General features: G+C 72.4%; 16 protein-coding genes. 9 read left to right on the top strand and 7 right to left on the bottom strand.

Translation table 11 applies throughout. The features are described 5' to 3' along the window. The first annotated feature begins 22 nt into the window (after window positions 1–22). The 9 genes from AOK00_RS19640 (at window position 23) to AOK00_RS19600 (ending at window position 11,404) form a co-directional block, all read left to right on the top strand. A complete protein-coding gene (locus AOK00_RS19640; protein ID WP_063886628.1) occupies window positions 23–760 on the top strand; it encodes a hypothetical protein in 738 nt (245 codons plus the stop codon). Then, entirely contained in the window at window positions 757–2,082 is a 1,326-nt protein-coding gene (locus AOK00_RS19635; RefSeq protein ID WP_254047424.1) for a hypothetical protein, read from the top strand. Before AOK00_RS19640 ends, AOK00_RS19635 begins: the two co-directional genes overlap by 4 nt. Window positions 2,083–2,224: 142 nt before the next feature. After that, a complete protein-coding gene (locus AOK00_RS19630; RefSeq protein ID WP_055601607.1) occupies window positions 2,225–2,854 on the top strand; it encodes a TetR/AcrR family transcriptional regulator in 630 nt (209 codons plus the stop codon). A gap of 84 nt (window positions 2,855–2,938) precedes the next feature. Beyond that, window positions 2,939–5,140 (top strand): molybdopterin oxidoreductase family protein, encoded by a 2,202-nt coding sequence (locus AOK00_RS19625; protein WP_055601606.1) that lies wholly within the window; start codon window positions 2,939–2,941, stop codon window positions 5,138–5,140. Window positions 5,141–5,295: 155 nt separating this feature from the next. Next, window positions 5,296–6,732: a CitMHS family transporter gene (locus AOK00_RS19620; RefSeq protein ID WP_055601605.1), complete on the top strand. Its 1,437-nt coding sequence runs from the start codon at window positions 5,296–5,298 to the stop codon at window positions 6,730–6,732. Window positions 6,733–6,923: 191 nt separating this feature from the next. After that, on the top strand, window positions 6,924–7,622 hold the full coding sequence (locus tag AOK00_RS39120) for a hypothetical protein (protein ID WP_055601604.1): 699 nt from the start codon (window positions 6,924–6,926) through the stop codon (window positions 7,620–7,622). 52 nt (window positions 7,623–7,674) lie between these two features. Further along, window positions 7,675–8,433 carry a class F sortase gene (locus tag AOK00_RS19610; protein WP_055601603.1) on the top strand — a complete coding sequence of 253 codons (759 nt, stop codon included), beginning with the start codon at window positions 7,675–7,677 and terminating at the stop codon, window positions 8,431–8,433. Window positions 8,434–8,838: 405 nt separating this feature from the next. Continuing rightward, complete coding sequence (locus AOK00_RS19605; protein WP_055601602.1) at window positions 8,839–10,230, top strand: aldehyde dehydrogenase family protein; 1,392 nt, start codon at window positions 8,839–8,841, stop codon at window positions 10,228–10,230. Between the two features lie 91 nt (window positions 10,231–10,321). Further along, window positions 10,322–11,404 (top strand): Zn-dependent alcohol dehydrogenase, encoded by a 1,083-nt coding sequence (locus AOK00_RS19600; protein ID WP_055601609.1) that lies wholly within the window; start codon window positions 10,322–10,324, stop codon window positions 11,402–11,404. Between the two features lie 183 nt (window positions 11,405–11,587). On the opposite strand, the gene AOK00_RS19595 is transcribed toward AOK00_RS19600, so the two are convergent. The 7 genes from AOK00_RS19595 to AOK00_RS19565 are packed head-to-tail and all read right to left on the bottom strand — an operon-like array spanning window position 11,588 to window position 17,822. Beyond that, on the bottom strand, window positions 11,588–12,556 hold the full coding sequence (locus AOK00_RS19595; protein WP_055601601.1) for a PDR/VanB family oxidoreductase: 969 nt from the start codon (window positions 12,554–12,556) through the stop codon (window positions 11,588–11,590). Between the two features lie 2 nt (window positions 12,557–12,558). Beyond that, complete coding sequence (locus tag AOK00_RS19590) at window positions 12,559–14,010, bottom strand: purine-cytosine permease family protein (RefSeq protein ID WP_055601600.1); 1,452 nt, start codon at window positions 14,008–14,010, stop codon at window positions 12,559–12,561. Then, the gene (locus AOK00_RS19585) at window positions 14,007–14,387 is read right to left on the bottom strand and encodes a Rieske (2Fe-2S) protein (protein ID WP_079042084.1); all 381 of its coding nucleotides are present in this window, start codon (window positions 14,385–14,387) and stop codon (window positions 14,007–14,009) included. Before AOK00_RS19585 ends, AOK00_RS19590 begins: the two co-directional genes overlap by 4 nt. After that, the gene (locus tag AOK00_RS19580) at window positions 14,384–15,280 is read right to left on the bottom strand and encodes an iron-containing redox enzyme family protein (RefSeq protein WP_055601599.1); all 897 of its coding nucleotides are present in this window, start codon (window positions 15,278–15,280) and stop codon (window positions 14,384–14,386) included. Before AOK00_RS19580 ends, AOK00_RS19585 begins: the two co-directional genes overlap by 4 nt. Beyond that, window positions 15,277–16,083 carry a dihydrodipicolinate synthase family protein gene (locus AOK00_RS19575; RefSeq protein WP_055601598.1) on the bottom strand — a complete coding sequence of 269 codons (807 nt, stop codon included), beginning with the start codon at window positions 16,081–16,083 and terminating at the stop codon, window positions 15,277–15,279. The genes AOK00_RS19580 and AOK00_RS19575 overlap by 4 nt, the downstream gene beginning before the upstream one ends. A gap of 25 nt (window positions 16,084–16,108) precedes the next feature. Further along, window positions 16,109–16,654: a DUF6190 family protein gene (locus AOK00_RS19570; RefSeq protein ID WP_055601597.1), complete on the bottom strand. Its 546-nt coding sequence runs from the start codon at window positions 16,652–16,654 to the stop codon at window positions 16,109–16,111. Further along, the gene (locus AOK00_RS19565; RefSeq protein WP_055601596.1) at window positions 16,644–17,822 is read right to left on the bottom strand and encodes an aminotransferase class I/II-fold pyridoxal phosphate-dependent enzyme; all 1,179 of its coding nucleotides are present in this window, start codon (window positions 17,820–17,822) and stop codon (window positions 16,644–16,646) included. The genes AOK00_RS19570 and AOK00_RS19565 overlap by 11 nt, the downstream gene beginning before the upstream one ends. Between the last annotated feature and the right edge of the window lie 160 nt (window positions 17,823–17,982).

Here is a 17,982-nt window from a genome sequence, read left to right as displayed (position 1 = left end):
GGGTGGTGGCCCGGCCGCCGCCCTGCTCCTCTCCGGCTGCGGCGGCCGGGCCACCACCCACCACAAGCCCGGCACCAGCCACGAGGAGGCCACCGGCGGCACCGGCACCCTGCTCACCGCGCGGGACGAGAGCGGACACCGGCTCCGCGAACTCCCCGCGGCGGAGGCGCCCGCCGTCCGTGTCGAGACCCGCCCCGACACCGAGGGCGGCTGGAACGTCCACCTCACGGTGGAGAGGTTCCGTTTCACCCCCGACAGCACCGGCGGCGCGGCCCTCCCGGGCCGCGGCCACGCCCGCCTCCTGATCGACGGCCGCGAGGCCGGCCGCCTCTACAGCCCATGGGGACACATACCGGCCGGCACCCGCACCCTCACCGTCCGCCTCCACGCCGACGACCACACCACCTGGGCCGTCGCCGGCGCCCCCGTCCAGGCCACCGTCCGCCTGGACGGCGCCGCGCCCCCGAGCCCGGCACCGAAACCCCGGCCGACCGCCACCGGGCGCACCGTCGCCATCACCGTCTCCGGATCGACCGTCCAGCCACCCCCTTCCCGTGTCGAGTTGAAGAAGGGGGAACGCCTCACCCTCCGTGTCACCAGCGACCGCGCCGACACCCTCCATGTGCACGGCTACGACCGCGAACTCCCCCTCTCTCCCGGCACCCCCGCCACCCTCACCCTCACCGTGGACCGCACCGGCCTCTTCGAGGTCGAGACCCACGAGTCCGGACTCCTGCTGACCCAACTCGCCGTCCGATGACCGGCACGCTCACCCCGACCGCCCAACTCGCCCACGCCCTCACCCCCGATCCCGGCCTCGGCCTTCCGCTCGCCCACGGAGTGGGCTCCCGGCACGACCTCCCCCTCTCGCCCTTCTACGCCTACGCGGGCGCCTTCGCCGCGCTCCTCATCTCCTTCCTCGCCCTCGGACTGCTCTGGTCCTCCTCCCGCTTCCGCGGCGACCTCTCGGGGCGCCCGCTCCCCGTCGCCCTCCAGCAGGCCGCCGACGCCCCCGCCACCCGCACCGCGCTCCGGCTCCTCGGCGCCGTCGCGGCTCTCCTCTTCCTTCTCCACCTCCTTCTCGGGCCGGACGACCCCGACCGCAACCCCGCGCCCGGCGCCCTCTACGTCCTGCTCTGGGTCGGACTCGTCCCCGCCTCCCTCCTCCTCGGCCCCGTCTGGCGCCTCCTCAACCCCCTGCGTGCCGTCCACTCCCTGTACCCGCCGCGGAACCCCCGTCCGCTGCCGGCCGCCCTCGGCATCCGCCCGGCCGCCCTCGGCCTCCTCCTCTTCACCTGGCTCGAACTCGTCGCCGCCGACAACACCTCCTCCGCCACCCTCCTGACCGCTCTCGCCCTCCACGCCGGCGTCCAGCTCACCGGCGCCGCCCGCCACGGCGACCGATGGTTCGCCCACGCCGACCCCTTCGAGGTCTACTCCTCCCTGCTCGCCCGGCTCTCCCCACTCGGCCGCCGCGCCGACGGCCGGCTCGTCCTCCGCTCCCCCTTCCACGGCCTCGACGCCACCCCGCAGACCCCCGGTCTCGTCGCCACCGTCTGCGTCCTCCTCGGCTCCACCGCCTACGACGGCCTCTCCGACAACCCCCGCTGGATCACCACCCTCCAGACCTCACCCCTCGGCCCCGTCCCCACCGCCACGCTCGGCCTGTTCGCCGCCGTCGCCCTCGTCGCCGCCTGCTACGGACTCTGCGCGGGCGCCCTCCGCCTGATGAACCGCACGCTCACCACCCCTCTCACCTCCTTCGCCCACTCGCTCCTGCCCATCGCCCTCGGCTACCTCGTCGCCCACTACTTCTCGCTCTTCGTCACCGAGGGACCACGCACAGTCATGATGGCAGGGGGCACTGACAACGCCCTCGCACCCGCCCCGTTCCTGGGTCCCGGAGGCCTCGCGACGCTTCAGGTCGCCGCGATCGTCACCGGCCACGTCCTCGGTGTCGTCGCCGCCCACGACCGGTCCGTGCGCCTCTTCCCGCCCGACCGCGCGATCGCCGGCCAACTCCCGCTGTTCGCGCTGATGATCGCGTACACCCTCGGCGGTATCGGCCTGCTGATCGCCTGACCGCACACCCGCGTCCGGTCTCGGCGCACGGCACTCGCCCGAGGCCCCGGAACTGCCCGTCCGAGCGACCGAGCGACCGGGCGCCGTCGTCGCGGACGGTTCCGCGCCCTGGCCGGCCCGGCAGGACGGCCGGAGCGGCATCATGGACCCCGTGCCCCAGTCCCACGCCCAGACCCCGTCCACGCTGCGCCGGGCCCCCGTGCAGCAGCGGAGCGCCGAGCGGCTCGCCCGGATCCTCGACACCTGCGCCGAACTGCTCGACGAGACCGGTTACGAGCAGCTGAGCACCCGTGCCGTCGCAGTCCGTGCGGGAGTCCCCATCGGCTCCGTCTACCGCTTCTTCGACAACAAGCGGGCCATGGTCGCCGCGCTCGCCCACCGGAACCTCGACCGGTACGCCGAGCGGATCGCCGCCCACCTCGACGCCACCGCCGACCCCGACCCCCGCGCGGCCATCGACGGTGTCCTCGACGAGTTCATCGCCATGAAGCGGACCGCCCCCGGCTTCGCCCTCGTCGACTTCGGCGTGCCGGCCGCCGAGGAGGCGGGCGAGGACCCCAACGGCCTGGTCGCGGAGCGGATCTGCGATCTGCTCGCCGCCCACCTCGGCCGTCCCGCCGACGAGACGCTGCGGCGCAAGGTCCGGGTCGGCGTCGAGACCGCCGACACTCTCGTCCGGCTCGCCTTCCGTGCCGCCCCCGAGGGCGACCCGGCCGTCATCGACGAGACCCGGCAACTCCTCCACGCCTATCTCTCGCCCTCCCTGTCGTAACCCTCCCGGGCGTGCCTACCGGTCGGTATGCTCGCGGCGGGCCGACGCCCCGGCCCCGACCCGACGCTGCCCCAGGGAGACGCCATGTCCACCGTCCTGCGCATCTGCCCCCTCTGCGAAGCGACCTGCGGACTGACCCTGACGATCGACGGGTCCCGGGTCACCGGGGCGCGCGGAAACCGCGAGGACGTGTTCAGCCAGGGGTTCATCTGCCCCAAGGGGGCCGCCTTCCCCGGGATCGACGCCGACCCCGACCGGCTCCGCACCCCGCTGGTCAGGAAGGACGGGCGGCTCCAGGAGGTGACCTGGGAGGAGGCGTTCGACACGATCGCGGCGAGAATCCGTCCGCTGATCGAGGAGTACGGGCCGGATGCCGTGGGTATCGTCCTGGGCAACCCCAATGTGCACACGATCGCCGGCGCCCTCTACCCGCCCCTGCTGATCGGTGCGTTGCGCACCCGGAACCTGTTCACGGCGTCGACGATCGACCAGATGCCCAAGCACGTCTCCAGCGGCCTGCTGTTCGGAGACCCCTTCGCGATCCCCGTGCCGGACCTGGACCGCACCGATCACCTGCTGATCCTCGGAGCCAACCCGCTGGACTCCAACGGAAGCCTGTGCACCGCCCCCGACTTCCCCGGCAGGCTCAAGGCACTGCGCGGGCGCGGCGGCACCCTCACCGTCGTCGACCCCCGGCGCACCCGCACCGCCCGGCTCGCCGACCGGCACGTCGCCATCCGCCCCGGCGCCGACGCGTTCCTCCTCGCCGCGCTCGTCCACACCCTCTTCGAGGAGGGGCTCACCGACCTCGGCCCGCTCGCCGCCCACGTGGAGGGGGTCGAGGACGTAAGGGCTGCGGTACGGGAGTTCAGCCCCGAGGCGGTCGCCGACGCCAGCGACGTGGACGCGGACACCATCCGCGCCCTCGCCCGGGAGCTCGCCGCAGCGCCCACCGCCGCCGTCTACGGGCGGATGGGCAGCTCCACCGTGGAGTACGGCACGCTCGCCAACTGGCTCGTCGACGTCCTCAACATCCTCACCGGCAACCTCGACCGGCCCGGCGGCGCCCTCTTCCCGCTCTCCGCCACCGCGCCCGCGCCGCGCCCCGCGGGACCCGGCAGGGGCTTCGCCCTCGGCCGCCGGCACAGCCGGGTCTCGCACCACCCCGAGGTCAAGGGGGAGTTGCCGATGGTCGCGCTCGCCGAGGAGATCGAGACCCCGGGGGAGGGCCGCATCCGGGCCCTGATCACCGTCGCCTCCAACCCCGTCCTGTCCGCACCCGACGGGGACCGCCTCGACGCGGCGCTCGGCTCCCTCGACCTGATGGTCGCCGTCGACCCGTACCTCAACGAGACCACCCGCCACGCCGACGTCCTGCTGCCGCCGCCCCCGCCCTCCAGGAGCGCCCACTTCGACTTCGCCTTCAACGCCCTCGCCGTCCGTGACCAGGTCCGCTACACCCCGGCCGCCGTCCCCCTGGAGGCGGACCGGATGGACGAGTGCGAGATCCATGCCCGGCTGATCCTCGCCGTCTCCGGGATGCACGGGGCTCCGCCGTCCGCCGTCGACCAGCTCGCGATCGACACCACCCTCGCGAAGGCGGTGACCCAGGAGCACTCACCGGCGTACGGGGCGGACCCCGAGGAGTTCGCCGCGGGGCTCACCGGGGACACCGGGCCCGAGCGCCGGCTGGACATGATGCTGCGCCTCGGCCCGTACGGGCTCACCCTCGACGAGCTGCGGGCCCACCCGAACGGCATCGACCTCGGCCCGCTCAAGCCGCGTGTCCCGCAGGTCCTCAAGACCCGCAGCGGACGGATCGAGCTGTTCGCCGCGCCGCTCGCCGACGACCTGCCCCGGCTGCGGGCCGCGCTCGACGTCGTACCCGACTCCGGCAGCGTCCAGCTGGTCGGGCGCCGCCACCTGCGCTCGAACAACAGCTGGCTGCACAACACCCCGGCGCTCGGCGGCGGTACGAACCGGTGCACCCTCCAGGTGCACCCCGACGACGCGGCCCGGCTGCGGCTCGCCGACGGCGGCCTCGCCCGCGTCAAGGGCGAGGGCGGCGAGCTGGAGGTGCCGGTCGAGGTGACCGACGGGGTGCGTCCGGGGGTGGTGAGCCTTCCGCACGGCTGGGGTCACGACCGGCCGGGCACCCGGTTGACCGTCGCGTCCGCGCGCCCCGGAGTCAATGTCAACCAGCTGCTCGACGGCTCCCGGCTCGACCCCCTGTCGGGCACGGCCGTGCTGAACGGCTTCCCGGTCCAGGTCTCGCCCCTGCCGTGACCCCCGTCGGGGTCCCTGCCTTGACCCATGCCGTGACCTGGGGTTTTGCTCGTATTGCTCACGCGTCAACGTCTTGTTAACGGCAGAAGGGGGCACCTACCGTCATCCGGACCGCCGCTCGGCGGGAGTTCAAGGGTGAACGTGAGGTGTCCTCCATGCTGACCGTCCTCGGTTTCGCCATGATCGCGACCTTTCTGGTCCTGATCATGATGAAGAAGATGTCGCCGATCGCGGCACTCGTGCTGATCCCCGCGCTGTTCTGCGTGGCGGTCGGGCAGGGGGCCCAGCTCGGCGACTACGTCATCGAAGGCGTCGGCAAGCTGGCACCGACGGCGGCGATGCTGATGTTCGCCATCGTCTACTTCGGGGTGATGATCGACGTCGGCCTCTTCGACCCGATCGTCCGGGGCATCCTGCGCTTCTGCAAGGCGGACCCGGTAAGGATCGTCGTGGGTACGGCGGTGCTCGCCGCGATCGTGTCGCTGGACGGCGACGGCTCGACCACGTTCATGATCACCGTCTCCGCGATGTACCCGCTCTACAAGCGGCTCGGCATGAGCCTGGTGGTCATGACGGGTGTCGCCGCCACCGCGAACGGCGTCATGAACACCCTGCCCTGGGGCGGCCCCACGGCCCGCGCCGCTACCGCGCTGAAGCTGGACGCCGGCGATGTCTTCGTACCGATGATTCCGGCGCTCGGCATGGGCCTGCTCTTCGTGTTCGTCCTGGCGTACGTCCTCGGGCGCCGCGAGCGGAAGCGCATCGGCTACCTCACGCTCGACGAGGTCCTGGTGCCCGAGACCGACACCGTGCTCGTCACGGCGGGTGCCGGTGGTGGCAGCGGTGGTGCCGGTGGTGCCGTGGACCTGACGAAGAAGCCCGTCGGCGCTTCCGGGGGCGCGCCGGGCGCGGTCCCGGGCACCGGGGAGGGCGAGGGGGAGGACGAGGGGTTCCAGGGGCTCGACCCGAACCGGGCGACCCTGCGCCCCGGGCTGTACTGGTTCAACGCCGGACTGACGGTCGCGCTGCTCGCCGCGATGATCCTCGAACTGATGCCGATCCCGGTGCTGTTCCTGCTCGGCGCCGCGCTCGCGCTCACCGTCAACTACCCGAAGACGGCCGAGCAGAAGGCGCGTATCGCCGCCCACGCCGACAACGTCCTCAACGTCTCCGGCATGGTCTTCGCCGCCGCGGTCTTCACCGGTGTCCTCACCGGCACGGGCATGGTCAAGCACATGGCCGACTGGCTCGTCGGTGCCATCCCCGAGGGCATGGGCCCGCACATGGGCCTGGTCACCGGCGTGCTCAGCATCCCGCTCACCTACTTCATGTCGAACGACGGCTTCTACTTCGGCGTCGTGCCGGTCCTCGCCGAGGCGGGTGCCGCTCACGGCGTCTCGCCCCTGGAGATCGCACGGGCCTCCCTGGTGGGCCAGGCGCTGCACATGTCGAGCCCGCTGGTCCCCGCCGTGTACGTCCTCGTCGGCATGGCGAAGGTGGAGTTCGGCGACCACACCAGGTTCACGGTGAAGTGGGCCGCGCTGACCTCGCTGGTCGTCCTCGTGTCGGGGATCCTCTTCGGCATCATCTGAGCCGCTCCTGGGCTCCCGGCGCGGCATGGCCCGGTCCGCGCCGGGAGGGGCGCGCGACGGGAGTGGGCCGGACGGGTGGAGACGGGGACGACGCGGCCGCGCCGTCACCTTCTGTGTCCAGGTCGTGACAGATAGTCGGATTATCGCAATACGCGTCCGCTGTCTTCACTCACGACTGGAGGACCTCCCTCATGGCGACCCCCCACACCCGCACCCTGCTCCGCGCGGCGTTCGCCACCCTGGCGCTCGGCGGCGTGACCCTCGCCGGCGCGCCGGCGGCCTTCGCCGCGCCCGGCGACAACGGCGACGTCAAGGTTCACCGGCAGGGCACCCCCGACACCAGCCAGGCCAACGAGCCCCAGGTCGGGTGCATCTTCCGCTTCGCGGCCTTCAACTTCGACGGCCTGCAGAGCATCCAATGGAACATCTACGAGCAGCCCGGTCAGCCAGGCAACCAGGATCCGTCGCTGAAGAACGGCAGCATCGCCGTCGACAGCAACGGTGACGGACACACGGACGACATCACCGGCCTGGCGTCCGGCATGTACAAGGTCGAATGGACCTGGGTGGGCCAGAACGGCGCGCCGAAGTCGAAGGTCTTCCGCGTCAACTGCCCGAACGGTGGCAACGGTGGCAACGGCAACGGCGGCAACGGGAACGGCGGGAACGGGAACGGGGGCAACGGCAACGGCGGGAACGGCAACGGCGGTTACGGTCACCACAGGCCCCCGCACGGACCGGTCGGCGCCGGCGGCGGAGGCAGCGCGGAGGTCGCCGCCGACGACTCGTCCAACTTCGGCATCGGGGCGGCCGTCGCCGCCGGTCTCGCCGGTACGGCCGGACTGGTCCTGATCCGCCGCTCGCGCCGCCGCGACAATGGCGCCGCGTAGGTCCTCGCGCCTCACGCGCCGTCAACGGCGCCTGTTCCGGCTCGCCAGAACCATGGCGGTCACCCTGGTACTGGTGACCGGCTGCGTCTGGTGGGCCGGTGACGAGGAACCGGCCGGTGCGGCGCTCGCCGCCGCTCCGGCCGCTCCCGGCCGGGCGGCCGCGGCGGTCGGAGCGCCGGCGGCCCTGGACCACAAGGCGAAGCCCGGGACGAAGTCCGAGACGAAGCCCGGGACCAAGCCCGGGGCGCAGCCCGAGGCGAGGTCCACGGTGAAACCGGAGGCGAAGCCCAAGGTGCCGCCCAGGGCGAGGCCGAAGGCCGTACCGTCGCCCCCGCCCGCGCCGCTCGCCCGCTCGCGTCCGACCACCGTCGCCGTACCGGCCATCACCATCGAGGCCCCCGTGATGGAGCTCGGTCTCGACGGCGAAGGGCGGCTCGCCACACCGCCCATCGACAACCCCCTGGTCGTCGGCTGGTACGCGAAGGGGGTCACCCCGGGTGAGCGCGGGACCGCCGTCGTCGTCGGCCACCGTGACACCCGTACCGGCCCCGCCATCTTCGTCAGTCTCGACTCGCTCAGTCCCGGCAACACCGTCCGGGTCGCCCGCGCCGACGGCAAGGTCGCCGTCTTCACGGTCGACCGTGTCGTCACGTACGCCAAGACCGACTTCCCAGACAAGGAGGTGTACGGCTCCACCGGACGGCCCGAACTGAGGCTGCTCACCTGTGGCGGAGCCTTCGACCCCGGAAAGGGCTACGAGGCGAACATCGTCGTCTTCGCCCACCTCACGGACATCGCCCAGCAGATCTGAAACCACGGTCCGACGGATCCCAGCCGCTCCGTCGGCCCCTTCCCCGCCGCGTCCGGCGGGCCGCACCACCCGGTGCGCGCCCGCCGGACGCGGCGTCGTGCCGGGACCTGCCCGGTGGAGAACCCGCCCCCACGGCGGGATCCCTCACGGCGCGAACCCCGGCAGAGGGGCGCCCTCGCGGCGCGAACCCGGCAGGTCGGGACCACCGCCCGGAACCCTGTCCGGGTGCCGGGGGCCGGTTCCGGCGTCCGGCGTCTGTCCGGTCCTGCCGTGGACAGTGGGTGCGAAGGGGCGGCACGATCGGTTCGGTACTGAGACCGGGGGCACGCCCGAAGGCCCTGGCGCCCAAAAACTAACAGCGCTAGTTTGGGTGTCGAACCGGTCGGTAGTGTGAGGAGACATCGGATGAAGGCGCACGACGCGATGTACATCGGCGGCGAGTGGCGGCCCGCCGCCGGTCCCGACACGATCGCCGTCCTCAACCCGGCGGACGAGCAGGTCATCGCCCACGTCCCGGCCGGCACCGCCGAGGACGTCGACGCGGCCGTACGCGCCGCCCGCGCCGCCCTGCCCGGCTGGGCCGCGACCCCGCCCGCCGAGCGCGGCGCCCGGATCGCCGCCCTGCGCGACGCGCTCGCCGCCCGCGCGGAGGAGATCGCCGCCACCGTCACCGCCGAGCTCGGCGCTCCGCCGCAGCTCGCCGCCGCCGTGCACGCGGGACTGCCGATCGCCGTGGCGGGTACGTACGCGGACCTCGCCGCCACCCACCCCTTCGAGGAGAAGGTCGGCAACTCCACCGTCTATGCCGAGCCCGTCGGCGTCGTCGCCGCGATCACCCCCTGGAACTTCCCGCTCCACCAGGTCGTCGCCAAGGTCGCCCCGGCCCTCGCCGCCGGCTGCACGACCGTCCTCAAGCCCGCCGAGGACACCCCGCTGACCGCCCAGCTCTTCGCCGAGGCCGTGCACGAGGCCGGTCTGCCGGCGGGCGTCTTCAACCTGGTCACCGGCCTCGGCCCGGTCGCGGGGCAGGCCCTCGCCGAGCACCCCGACGTGGACCTCGTCTCCTTCACCGGCTCCACCGCCGTCGGCCGCCGCATCGGCGCCCTCGCGGGCGGCGCCGTCAAGCGGGTCGCCCTCGAACTCGGCGGCAAGTCCGCCAACGTGATCCTGCCGAGCGCCGACCTCGCCAAGGCCGTCTCCGTCGGCGTGGCCAACGTGATGTCCAACTCCGGTCAGAAGTGCAGCGCCTGGACCCGGATGCTGATCCCCGCGGACCGGTACGAGGAGGCGGTGGCGCTCGCCGTCGAGGCCGTCGCCAAGTACGTCCCCGGCGAGCGTCTCGGCCCCCTGGTCAACGCCAAGCAGCAGGAGCGCGTCCGCGGCTACATCGAGAAGGGCGTCGCGGAGGGCGCCCGGCTCGTCGCCGGCGGCCCCGAGGCCCCGCTGGAGGCCGGCTACTACGTCTCCCCGACCGTCTTCGCCGACGTCACCCCGGAGATGACCATCGCGCAGGAGGAGATCTTCGGACCGGTCGTCTCGCTCCTCAGGTACGAGGACGAGGAGGAGGCCCTCGCCATCGCCAACGGCACCGTGTACGGCCTCGCCGGAGCGGTCTGGGGCGACCCCGAGGAGGCCGTCGCCTTCGCCCGTCGCATGGAGGCCGGCCAGGTCGACATCAACGGCGGCCGGTTCAACCCGCTGGCCCCCTTCGGCGGGTACAAGCAGTCCGGCGTGGGCCGGGAGCTGGGCGCGCACGGCCTCACCGAGTACCTCCAGACCAAGTCCCTGCAGTTCTGAGCCACCCACCGGCCCGACCGGGCCGGTCGGCCTGACCGGCCCGACCGCCCCACCCCGTCCATGCGACTCCCGAGGAGCACCGCACGTGAGCCTGATCCGCGCCGCCGTCCTGCCCTCCGTCGGCTCCCCGCTGGAGATCACCGGCATCGAACTCCCCGAGCCGGGCCCCGGCCAGGTCCGGGTCCGGCTCGCGGCCGCCGGAGTCTGCCACTCCGACCTGTCGCTCTCCAACGGCACCATGCGCGTGCCGGTGCCCGCCGTCCTCGGCCACGAGGGCGCGGGGACCGTCGTCTCCGTCGGCGAGGGCGTCACCCACGTCTCGCCCGGCGACGGTGTCGTCCTCAACTGGGCGCCCTCCTGCGGAGACTGTCACCCCTGCTCGCTCGGCGAGGTCTGGCTCTGCGTCAACGCGCTCACCGGCACCGCGAACATCCACGCCCGCACCCAGGACGGCACGGACCTCCACCCCGGTCTCAACGTCGCCGCCTTCGCCGAGGAGACCGTCGTCGCCGCGGGCTGCGTTCTCCCGGTGCCCGACGGCGTGCCGCTCACCGACGCCGCCCTCCTCGGCTGCGCCGTGCTCACCGGCTGGGGCGCGGTCCACCACTCCGCCCGGGTCCGCGAGGGCGAGACGGTAGCGGTGTTCGGCGTCGGCGGGGTGGGGCTCGCCACGCTCCAGGCCGCCCGGATCGCGGGCGCCTCGACGATCGTCGCCGTGGACGTCTCCCCGGAGAAGGAGGCGCTCGCGCGGGCGGCCGGTGCCACCGAGTACGTCGTCGCCTCGGAGACGACGGCGAAGGAGATCCGGAAGCTGACGGGGGGCCAGGGCGTCGACGTGGCCGTCGAGTGCGTCGGCCGCGCCGTCACCATCCGGACCGCCTGGGACTCCACCCGGCGCGGCGGCCGCACCACGGTCGTCGGCATCGGGGGCAAGGACCAGCAGGTCACCTTCAACGCCCTGGAGATCTTCCACTGGGGCCGCACCCTCGCGGGCTGCGTCTACGGCAACTCGAACCCGGCCGTCGACCTGCCGGTCCTCGCCGGGCACATCCGCGCCGGCCGACTCGACCTGAGCGCGCTCGTCACCGAGCGGATCACCCTGGACGGCATCCCGGGCGCCTTCGAGAACATGCTCGCGGGCAAGGGCGGCCGGGCCCTGGTGGTCTTCCCCTGACACCGGGCGGCCACGCCCACACGGAAGCCCGTACCGAGGTATCGGTACGGGCTTCCGCGCTTCGTGGATCACATCGCGTCGCGGATCACGCCGCGTCACGATCACTTCATGTCACAGATCAAGGTCGCGTCACAGATCAAGGGCGCGTCACGGACCGGCGGCGCGTCACCGGTCGACGGCGCGTCACAGGTCGAGCACGAGCCGGGCGCCGCGCGAGCGCCCCACGCAGATCATCATCGTCGCCCCCGAGGCCTTCTCGTCCTCGCCGAGGACGGAGTCGTGGTGCTCGGGCGTCCCTGCGATCACCTTCGTCTCGCAGGTGCCGCAGAAGCCCTCCTCGCAGGAGTACGCGACACCGGGGACCACCTCGCGCACGGCGTCGAGCAGGGTGCGACCGGGCGGGACGTGCACGGTCCGCCCACTCCGCCGCAGCTCCACCTCGAAGCCGCCCGCCCCGGAGGCCTCGCCGGAGGCCGTTCCGGATTCCGCCCCGGGGTCCCGGGCGGCCGCCGCCCCGAACCGTTCCGTGTGCAGGGGACCCGGCCACCGTTCCTCCACCGCCCGCAGCAGTCCCTCGGGCCCGCAGCAGTACACGGCCGTCTCCGCCGGGAGCCCCGCCAGGACGCCGTCCAGATCGGGCAGCCCCGCCGTGTCCTGCGGGACGAGGGTGACCCCGGGGAGTACGGCGAGCTCCTCGCGGTACGCCATGGCCGGCAGGCTCCGGCCCCCGTACAGCAGGGACCACGACCCCGGCGGAAGCGAGCGGACCATCGGAAGCAGCGGGGTGATGCCGATGCCGCCCGCGATGAACAGGTACCGCTCGGCGGGCACCAGCGGGAAGCGGTTGAACGGGCCCCTCACCCCGAGGACCGTCCCCGCGCCGACGGCGGTGTGGACCTCCTCCGACCCGCCCCGGCCGTCGCGCTCCCGCAGCACCCCGAGCCGGTACGTGCTCCGGTCCGCGGGGTCCCCGCAGAGCGAGTAGTGCCGGACCGCCCCGGACGGCAGCGTCACCTCCAGATGGGCGCCGGGCTCCCACGGGGCCAGCTCGGCGCCCGTCGGATCGGTGAGTACGAGCCCCAGGACGCCCTCGGCCTCGGGGACGACCGACCGGACCGTGAGCCGGGCGGTGAGCGGGACTGTGGTGGACATCGTCACCTCGAAACTCGTGTCGGCGGCAGCAGCGGCTCAGGCCACACCCGGCACAGCACCCCGTACAGCACGGCGGCGACCGCGAAGGAGGCCGGCAGGCTCAGGTCGACCCCGCCCGTGAGGTCGGTCAACGGGCCCGTGTAGAGGGGGTTGTTGACCCAGAGGATTCCGACGGCCGAGCCGAGCGCGAAGGCCGCGGCGGCCCGCGGGTTGACCCCGCCGGTGTACCAGTAGCGGCCGCCGCCGCCCGTGGTGAACGTGCGCAGCGCCTCCGCGTCGTACCGGCCCCGGTGGAGCACGTACCCGACGAAGAGCACGGCCGCCCACGGGGCGACGACGGTGAGCAGCAGCGTCACGAACGCCGACATCGCGTCCATGGCGTCGTACACGACCGCTCCGAGGTACAGCACGGCCGCCGCCAGCACCGCGACCACCGTGGTGACGGCGGCCCGTGAGGAGCGCCAGAACACGGAGTTGGCGGAGAGCCCGGCCGCGTACAGACAGAGCCCGGCCTGCGGCAGGGTGCCCGCGAAGCCGAAGAGGACGACCGCGACCGCGAACCAGCCGGGTACCGCGTCCGTCAGCCCCTGGAGCCACGGTTCGTCGGGCACGGGGAAGAGGGTCGTCACGTACGCGCCGGTGAGCAGCGCGGCGAGACTGCTGAGGAACATGGAGATCCCGCTGGCCCGCACGACCCGGCCGGTGGGCGTGGAGGAGGGCATGTAGCGGGTGTAGTCGCCCTGGAAGGTGGCGTACGACAGGGGCACGGTGGCGGACGCGGTCGCCGCGAGCAGCCAGGTGTGCAAGGTGCTGTCGAGCGCGAGCGTCCCGCCGGCGTAGCCCGCGTCGAAGTCCGGGGCGAGGACGAGCACGGTGCCGAGGAGGACGGCGCCGCCGGTGACCGCGGTGACCTTGTACGTACGGACGAGTGTCTCGTGGCCGCGTACGGCGACCAGCGCGACCGCCGCCGCCGTCACGAACATCGCGGCGGTCAGCGCGCCCGGGCCCGTGGGGGTGGAGAACAGCCGGTGGCCGGCGACCATGACGGCGGTGCCGCCCGTCCACACCGCGATGGCGAAGAAGCCGAGCGCGGTCACCACCGTGAGGACGTTGCCGACGACCCTGCCCCGTACGCCGAAGTGCGCGCCGCTCGACACGGGATCGTTGGTGCCGGTCCGGACGCCGAAGCGGGCGAGCGGGGCGAGCAGCGCCGTGCCGACGGCCACGCCGACGGCGATGGCGCTCGCGGAGACCCACCAGCCCAGGCCGAAGACGACGGGCAGCGCGCCGAGCACGACCGTGCCGAAGGAGAACTGCGCGGAAGGCCAGATCCAGCCGAAGTCGCCTGGGGTGGAAGTGCGTTCGGCCTCGGGCACCGGCGCGATGCCGTCGTGGTCGACCGCCGCGCGGGGCGGCGCCACGGTGGACGCCGCCCCGGTCGGTGTGGTGGTCATGAGGCGCCCCCGGACGGGGCGGTCTCGGGGGCGGCCGCTTGGGTGGGGGCGGCCGTCCAGCTGTCGTGAGCGGGGTCGCGCTGCCCGGGGACGCCGAGGTCCCCGGGCAGGACGTCCACCACGCGGAGGGCCGCGCACGCCGCGCCCGACATGCGCTCTCCGCTGGTCAGGTCGAAGGTGGTGTGGTGCAGGGGGCAGGTGATGCGCAGCCTGTCCCCGTCGACCCTGCCGTACTTGAGCCGGCCCCCGCGGTGGGGGCAGAGGGCGGCCGCGAGGACCTTGCGGCCGCCGACCTCGACGAGGACCAGGTCCTCGGTCACCTGGCGGACGGTGGGCTCGTCGGAGTCCCGCCGCCGCCCCGCGGGCACGGCCGTCATGCGACGGTCTCCCGGGCTCGCGCGACGGCCGCCTCCGTGGCCGTGCCGACGATGTCGGAGGCCAGTCGCACGCCCGCCCAGATCTTCGCCAGGTCCGGCTCCTCCAGCGAGCGGATCGCCGTACGCATATGACTGCTGTGGTACGAGTCGATGTAGAGGTGCTCGGTGTAGTAGGCGTCGTGGGTGATCCCGAGCCGCCGCGCCGCCCGTGCGAAGCTCTGGAAGGCGTACAGCACACTGGTCTCGAAGTAGGCGTACGCGCCCAGGAAGTACTGGGGCGAGGGGGCCCGGCTCGCCAGCCAGTGGAACATGTTGACGTAGGCGAAGCACTCCGGGGTCGTCTCGTCGAGGTAGTCGTCGAGCCGGAGGCTCATGCCGAGCTCGGTGAGCAGGTCGCGGTAGAGCTGGGAGTGCGCCTTCTCCTCGTTGCCGCAGCCGAGTTCGTCGATGAGGACGCGGAAGACCGCCATCGCCGAGCGGTACGGGAGCCGGGGCACGACCGGGAGCAGCGACTCCGACTCGGTGAGACCGTCGAGCGCGAACTGCCGCACCACGACCTTGAACTGATCGAGGGTCGCGTGCTCGGCGAGGAAGGTGGCGCTCTCCGGGAGCGAGGCCTCCTCCTCGGCGAGGAACTCCTTGAGCGCCTGGAGAAGCTCGCCGGGCGAGCCGAACCGGGGCGCGGAGGTCTCGTACGCCCGCGCCTTGGGCAGGATCCAGCGCTCCTCGATCGCGGTCATCGACCCGTAGTCGCCGAGGTTGGGGACCCGCCGGTAGAGGCTGTGCAGCTCGCGCTGGGAGGTCGCGGCCGGGGCGGTGACCGAGTGCGCGGCCACCGGGACGGCGGACGCGGCCGGCGCGGACGCGGAGGGAGCGGCGGGGATGGTGCTCATGCCGCCTTCGCCTCCTCGTGCACGGTCGGGGAGGCGATCACGCCGCGCTGGTGCAGTTCCTTCTTGACCCAGCGGTACCAGTCGTCCTTGAAGACGCCGTACCGCTCGCAGACGGCGTTGATCTCCGCCTGCCGGTCGGGGGTCGGGTCGACCAGCATCGCGTTGCACAGCGAGGGTTCGAGGTTGGCCAGCGGGCCGATGAAGCCGTCGATGCCGCGGGCGTCGACGAGGAGGTTCTCCCAGCCCTCGAAGACCGGGATGCCGGTGCCGGCCTCGGCCATGTTCCGGGTGAAGGCGGCGTCGCCGCTGGACTCCTTGATGCCGACGATCCCCGGGATCTCCTTGCAGATCCGGATCAGGGTGTCGAACTCGATGCGATTGCCCGAGAGCGCCTCCTCGTTGTAGAGGAAGATCGGGATGTCGAGGGCCGCGCGGATCGCCTTGTAGTGCTCGACGATCCCGTCCTGCGTCACCTCGGCGCCGAACGGCGTGGTGACGACGACGGCGTCGGCGCCGATCGCGGCCGCCGTCCGGGCCCGGTCGATCACCTCGTCGGTGCCGGGGAGCTGGATGCCGGCGAGGACGGGCAGACCGCCCGCGTGCCGGACGGTGTACGTGACGACGTCCTGCCACTGCCGCGCGTCGAGCTTCCAGCCCTCGCCGGAGGTCAGGGCCGGCATGAAGCCGTTGACCTCGGTGCGGATGTGGTCCAGGAGACGGACGACGCTCGGCTCGTCGACGACGCCGTGCTCGTCGAACGGGGTGATCAGCGGGACGACGGTCCCGGAGTAGGTGCCAGGCATGAGTGGGGTGCCCTTCGGAACGACTTCAGAGGGTTTCGGAGACGACCTTCAGGACCAGCGACCGCCGGTAGAGGTCCTCCAGGTACGCGGGGAACGACGGCTCCTCGCCGAGGGCGGGAGCGTCGGCCGGGGCGAGCGGGGCCAGCGGTACGACGGGCAGGCCGGCCGCCGCCCGGACGAGCCGGGGGCTCGCCGTGTGGAGCACGCCCCCGCGGCCGATGACCTGGGCGAGCAGCAGGCGTTCATGGGTGGGCAGACCGTCGAGCGCGGGCTCGGTGAAGGCCCGGCGGACGTCGTCCTCGGCGTAGCCGATCCGGTCGATCGCCAGGTCCGTGTGGAGGACGTCCATGAACGGGTAGTAATCGTCCTGCAGTTCCCGCTCGTAGCCCCACACGAGGTCGTCGCAGCGGCCGACCTGCTCCCAGCTCATGACGACCCCGCCCGCGTCCCCCGCGGCCAGCCGGCCGGCGAAGAAGGCCTTGGCGGCCACGCGGACCGCGTCGTCCTTGCTGTGCATGCCCATGAACGTGGTGGCGTCGATGAACACCACCGGGTCGGTGTCAGACGGCATAGCGCTCGAGCACCTTCCGCATCCGCTCCATCGCGCCGGCGAACAGCTCCGGCTCGCGGGCCAGGGCCAGGCGCACGAAGCGCTCGCCCTTCTCCTTGGTGTTCCAGTAGAAGAACGTGCCCGGCAGGACGTACACCTCCTCGTCGAAGAGGACGGCCTGGAGCTGGGTGGCGGTCAGATGCTCCGGCTTGATGCGGAACCAGGCGACGCTGGTGCCGACGACCGGCTCCTGGAACTCCAGGATGGTGCCGCTGAGGGCGTTGCGGGCGGCCTCGCCGTTGGTGCGGATGATGTCGCGGACGGAGGCGAAACCGTCGGTGATGGAGTCCTCGACGTACTGCGTGACCATGTTGAGGACGAACGGCGAGACGTTCAGGAGGACGCTGGTGTGGAGGTTGTAGACCTCCTCCTGGATGTCCTGGCTGGCCGTGATCATGGCGCACTTGGCGTCCTGGATCGGCCAGGTCTTGCCGGTGTCCTCCATGACCATGTACGTGACGCCGGACTCCTCCAGGAGCCGGTAGATGTCCACCCGGCCGATGCCCTCGTCACAGAGCGCGAAGGACGCGAAGCAGAAGTCCATCACCAGGACCTTGTCGTGGTCCACGCAGTAGCGGACGACCTCGCGGAAGCCCTCCAGCTTCTCGGCGAGCAGGGTGAACCCGGTGGGGTTGTTGGGGTCGACGAGGTAGATCGCGTCCGCGGTGATCTCCTCGACGAGGCGCTCGTAGATGGCGTCCTTGTCGTGCAGCGCGGACTCGGCGAACGGGGCGATCGGCACCTGCATGTTGCGCAGCAGGTCGACCAGGTTGTCGAAGCAGGGCTCGACCAACTGCACCGACATGCCGCGCTGCTTGAGGAACATGCCGGCGACCATGGTCGACACGCTCGCGGAGTACGAAAGGAGCGTGCGGCCCATCGCACGGGCGGTGGGCTGCTGGTGCAGCCGGAAGAAGGCGTCCAGGAACTGCCGCTCGAAGTGCGCCTGCTGCTTCGACTCGGACTCGTGCCACAGCTCGGGAAGCCGCGAGACGATCCGCTCCTGGGAGGTGGACTGCCGCTGGTGGGTGTGCGCGTCGGCAAGGTTGAACCGGGTCTTCAGGGCTTCGATCTCGTGCTGGGTGAGGTCGACGAACGTGCTGACGTCTGCCTTGTCGGTCAACGACATGAAGAACTCCCGCTGTCGATACGAATCTCCGTCCGGAATTCCGGCGGCGTGAATGACTGTAGGAGCTTCGACCGTCCTTGCGAATAACGGCCGGGTCACGCAATTAATAATCACCGCGATGTTCTGCGGGCGAAAAAAGGGAACGACGGCCAGGCATTCC

The sequence above is a fragment of the Streptomyces aureus genome (assembly GCF_001418135.1).
Lineage (GTDB): Bacteria > Actinomycetota > Actinomycetes > Streptomycetales > Streptomycetaceae > Streptomyces > Streptomyces aureus_A.
This window is presented reverse-complemented; position numbering and strand designations above follow the sequence as displayed.

Coding starts and splice junctions, on each gene's coding strand:
- AOK00_RS19635 (WP_254047424.1), top strand. CDS start 757: ATGACCGGCACGCTCACCCCGACCGCCCAACTCGCCCACGCCCTCACC.
- AOK00_RS19630 (WP_055601607.1), top strand. CDS start 2,225: ATGGACCCCGTGCCCCAGTCCCACGCCCAGACCCCGTCCACGCTGCGC.
- AOK00_RS19625 (WP_055601606.1), top strand. CDS start 2,939: ATGTCCACCGTCCTGCGCATCTGCCCCCTCTGCGAAGCGACCTGCGGA.
- AOK00_RS19620 (WP_055601605.1), top strand. CDS start 5,296: ATGCTGACCGTCCTCGGTTTCGCCATGATCGCGACCTTTCTGGTCCTG.
- AOK00_RS39120 (WP_055601604.1), top strand. CDS start 6,924: ATGGCGACCCCCCACACCCGCACCCTGCTCCGCGCGGCGTTCGCCACC.
- AOK00_RS19610 (WP_055601603.1), top strand. CDS start 7,675: ATGGCGGTCACCCTGGTACTGGTGACCGGCTGCGTCTGGTGGGCCGGT.
- AOK00_RS19605 (WP_055601602.1), top strand. CDS start 8,839: ATGAAGGCGCACGACGCGATGTACATCGGCGGCGAGTGGCGGCCCGCC.
- AOK00_RS19595 (WP_055601601.1), bottom strand. CDS start 12,556: ATGTCCACCACAGTCCCGCTCACCGCCCGGCTCACGGTCCGGTCGGTC.
- AOK00_RS19590 (WP_055601600.1), bottom strand. CDS start 14,010: ATGACCACCACACCGACCGGGGCGGCGTCCACCGTGGCGCCGCCCCGC.
- AOK00_RS19585 (WP_079042084.1), bottom strand. CDS start 14,387: ATGACGGCCGTGCCCGCGGGGCGGCGGCGGGACTCCGACGAGCCCACC.
- AOK00_RS19580 (WP_055601599.1), bottom strand. CDS start 15,280: ATGAGCACCATCCCCGCCGCTCCCTCCGCGTCCGCGCCGGCCGCGTCC.
- AOK00_RS19575 (WP_055601598.1), bottom strand. CDS start 16,083: ATGCCTGGCACCTACTCCGGGACCGTCGTCCCGCTGATCACCCCGTTC.
- AOK00_RS19570 (WP_055601597.1), bottom strand. CDS start 16,654: ATGCCGTCTGACACCGACCCGGTGGTGTTCATCGACGCCACCACGTTC.
- AOK00_RS19565 (WP_055601596.1), bottom strand. CDS start 17,822: ATGTCGTTGACCGACAAGGCAGACGTCAGCACGTTCGTCGACCTCACC.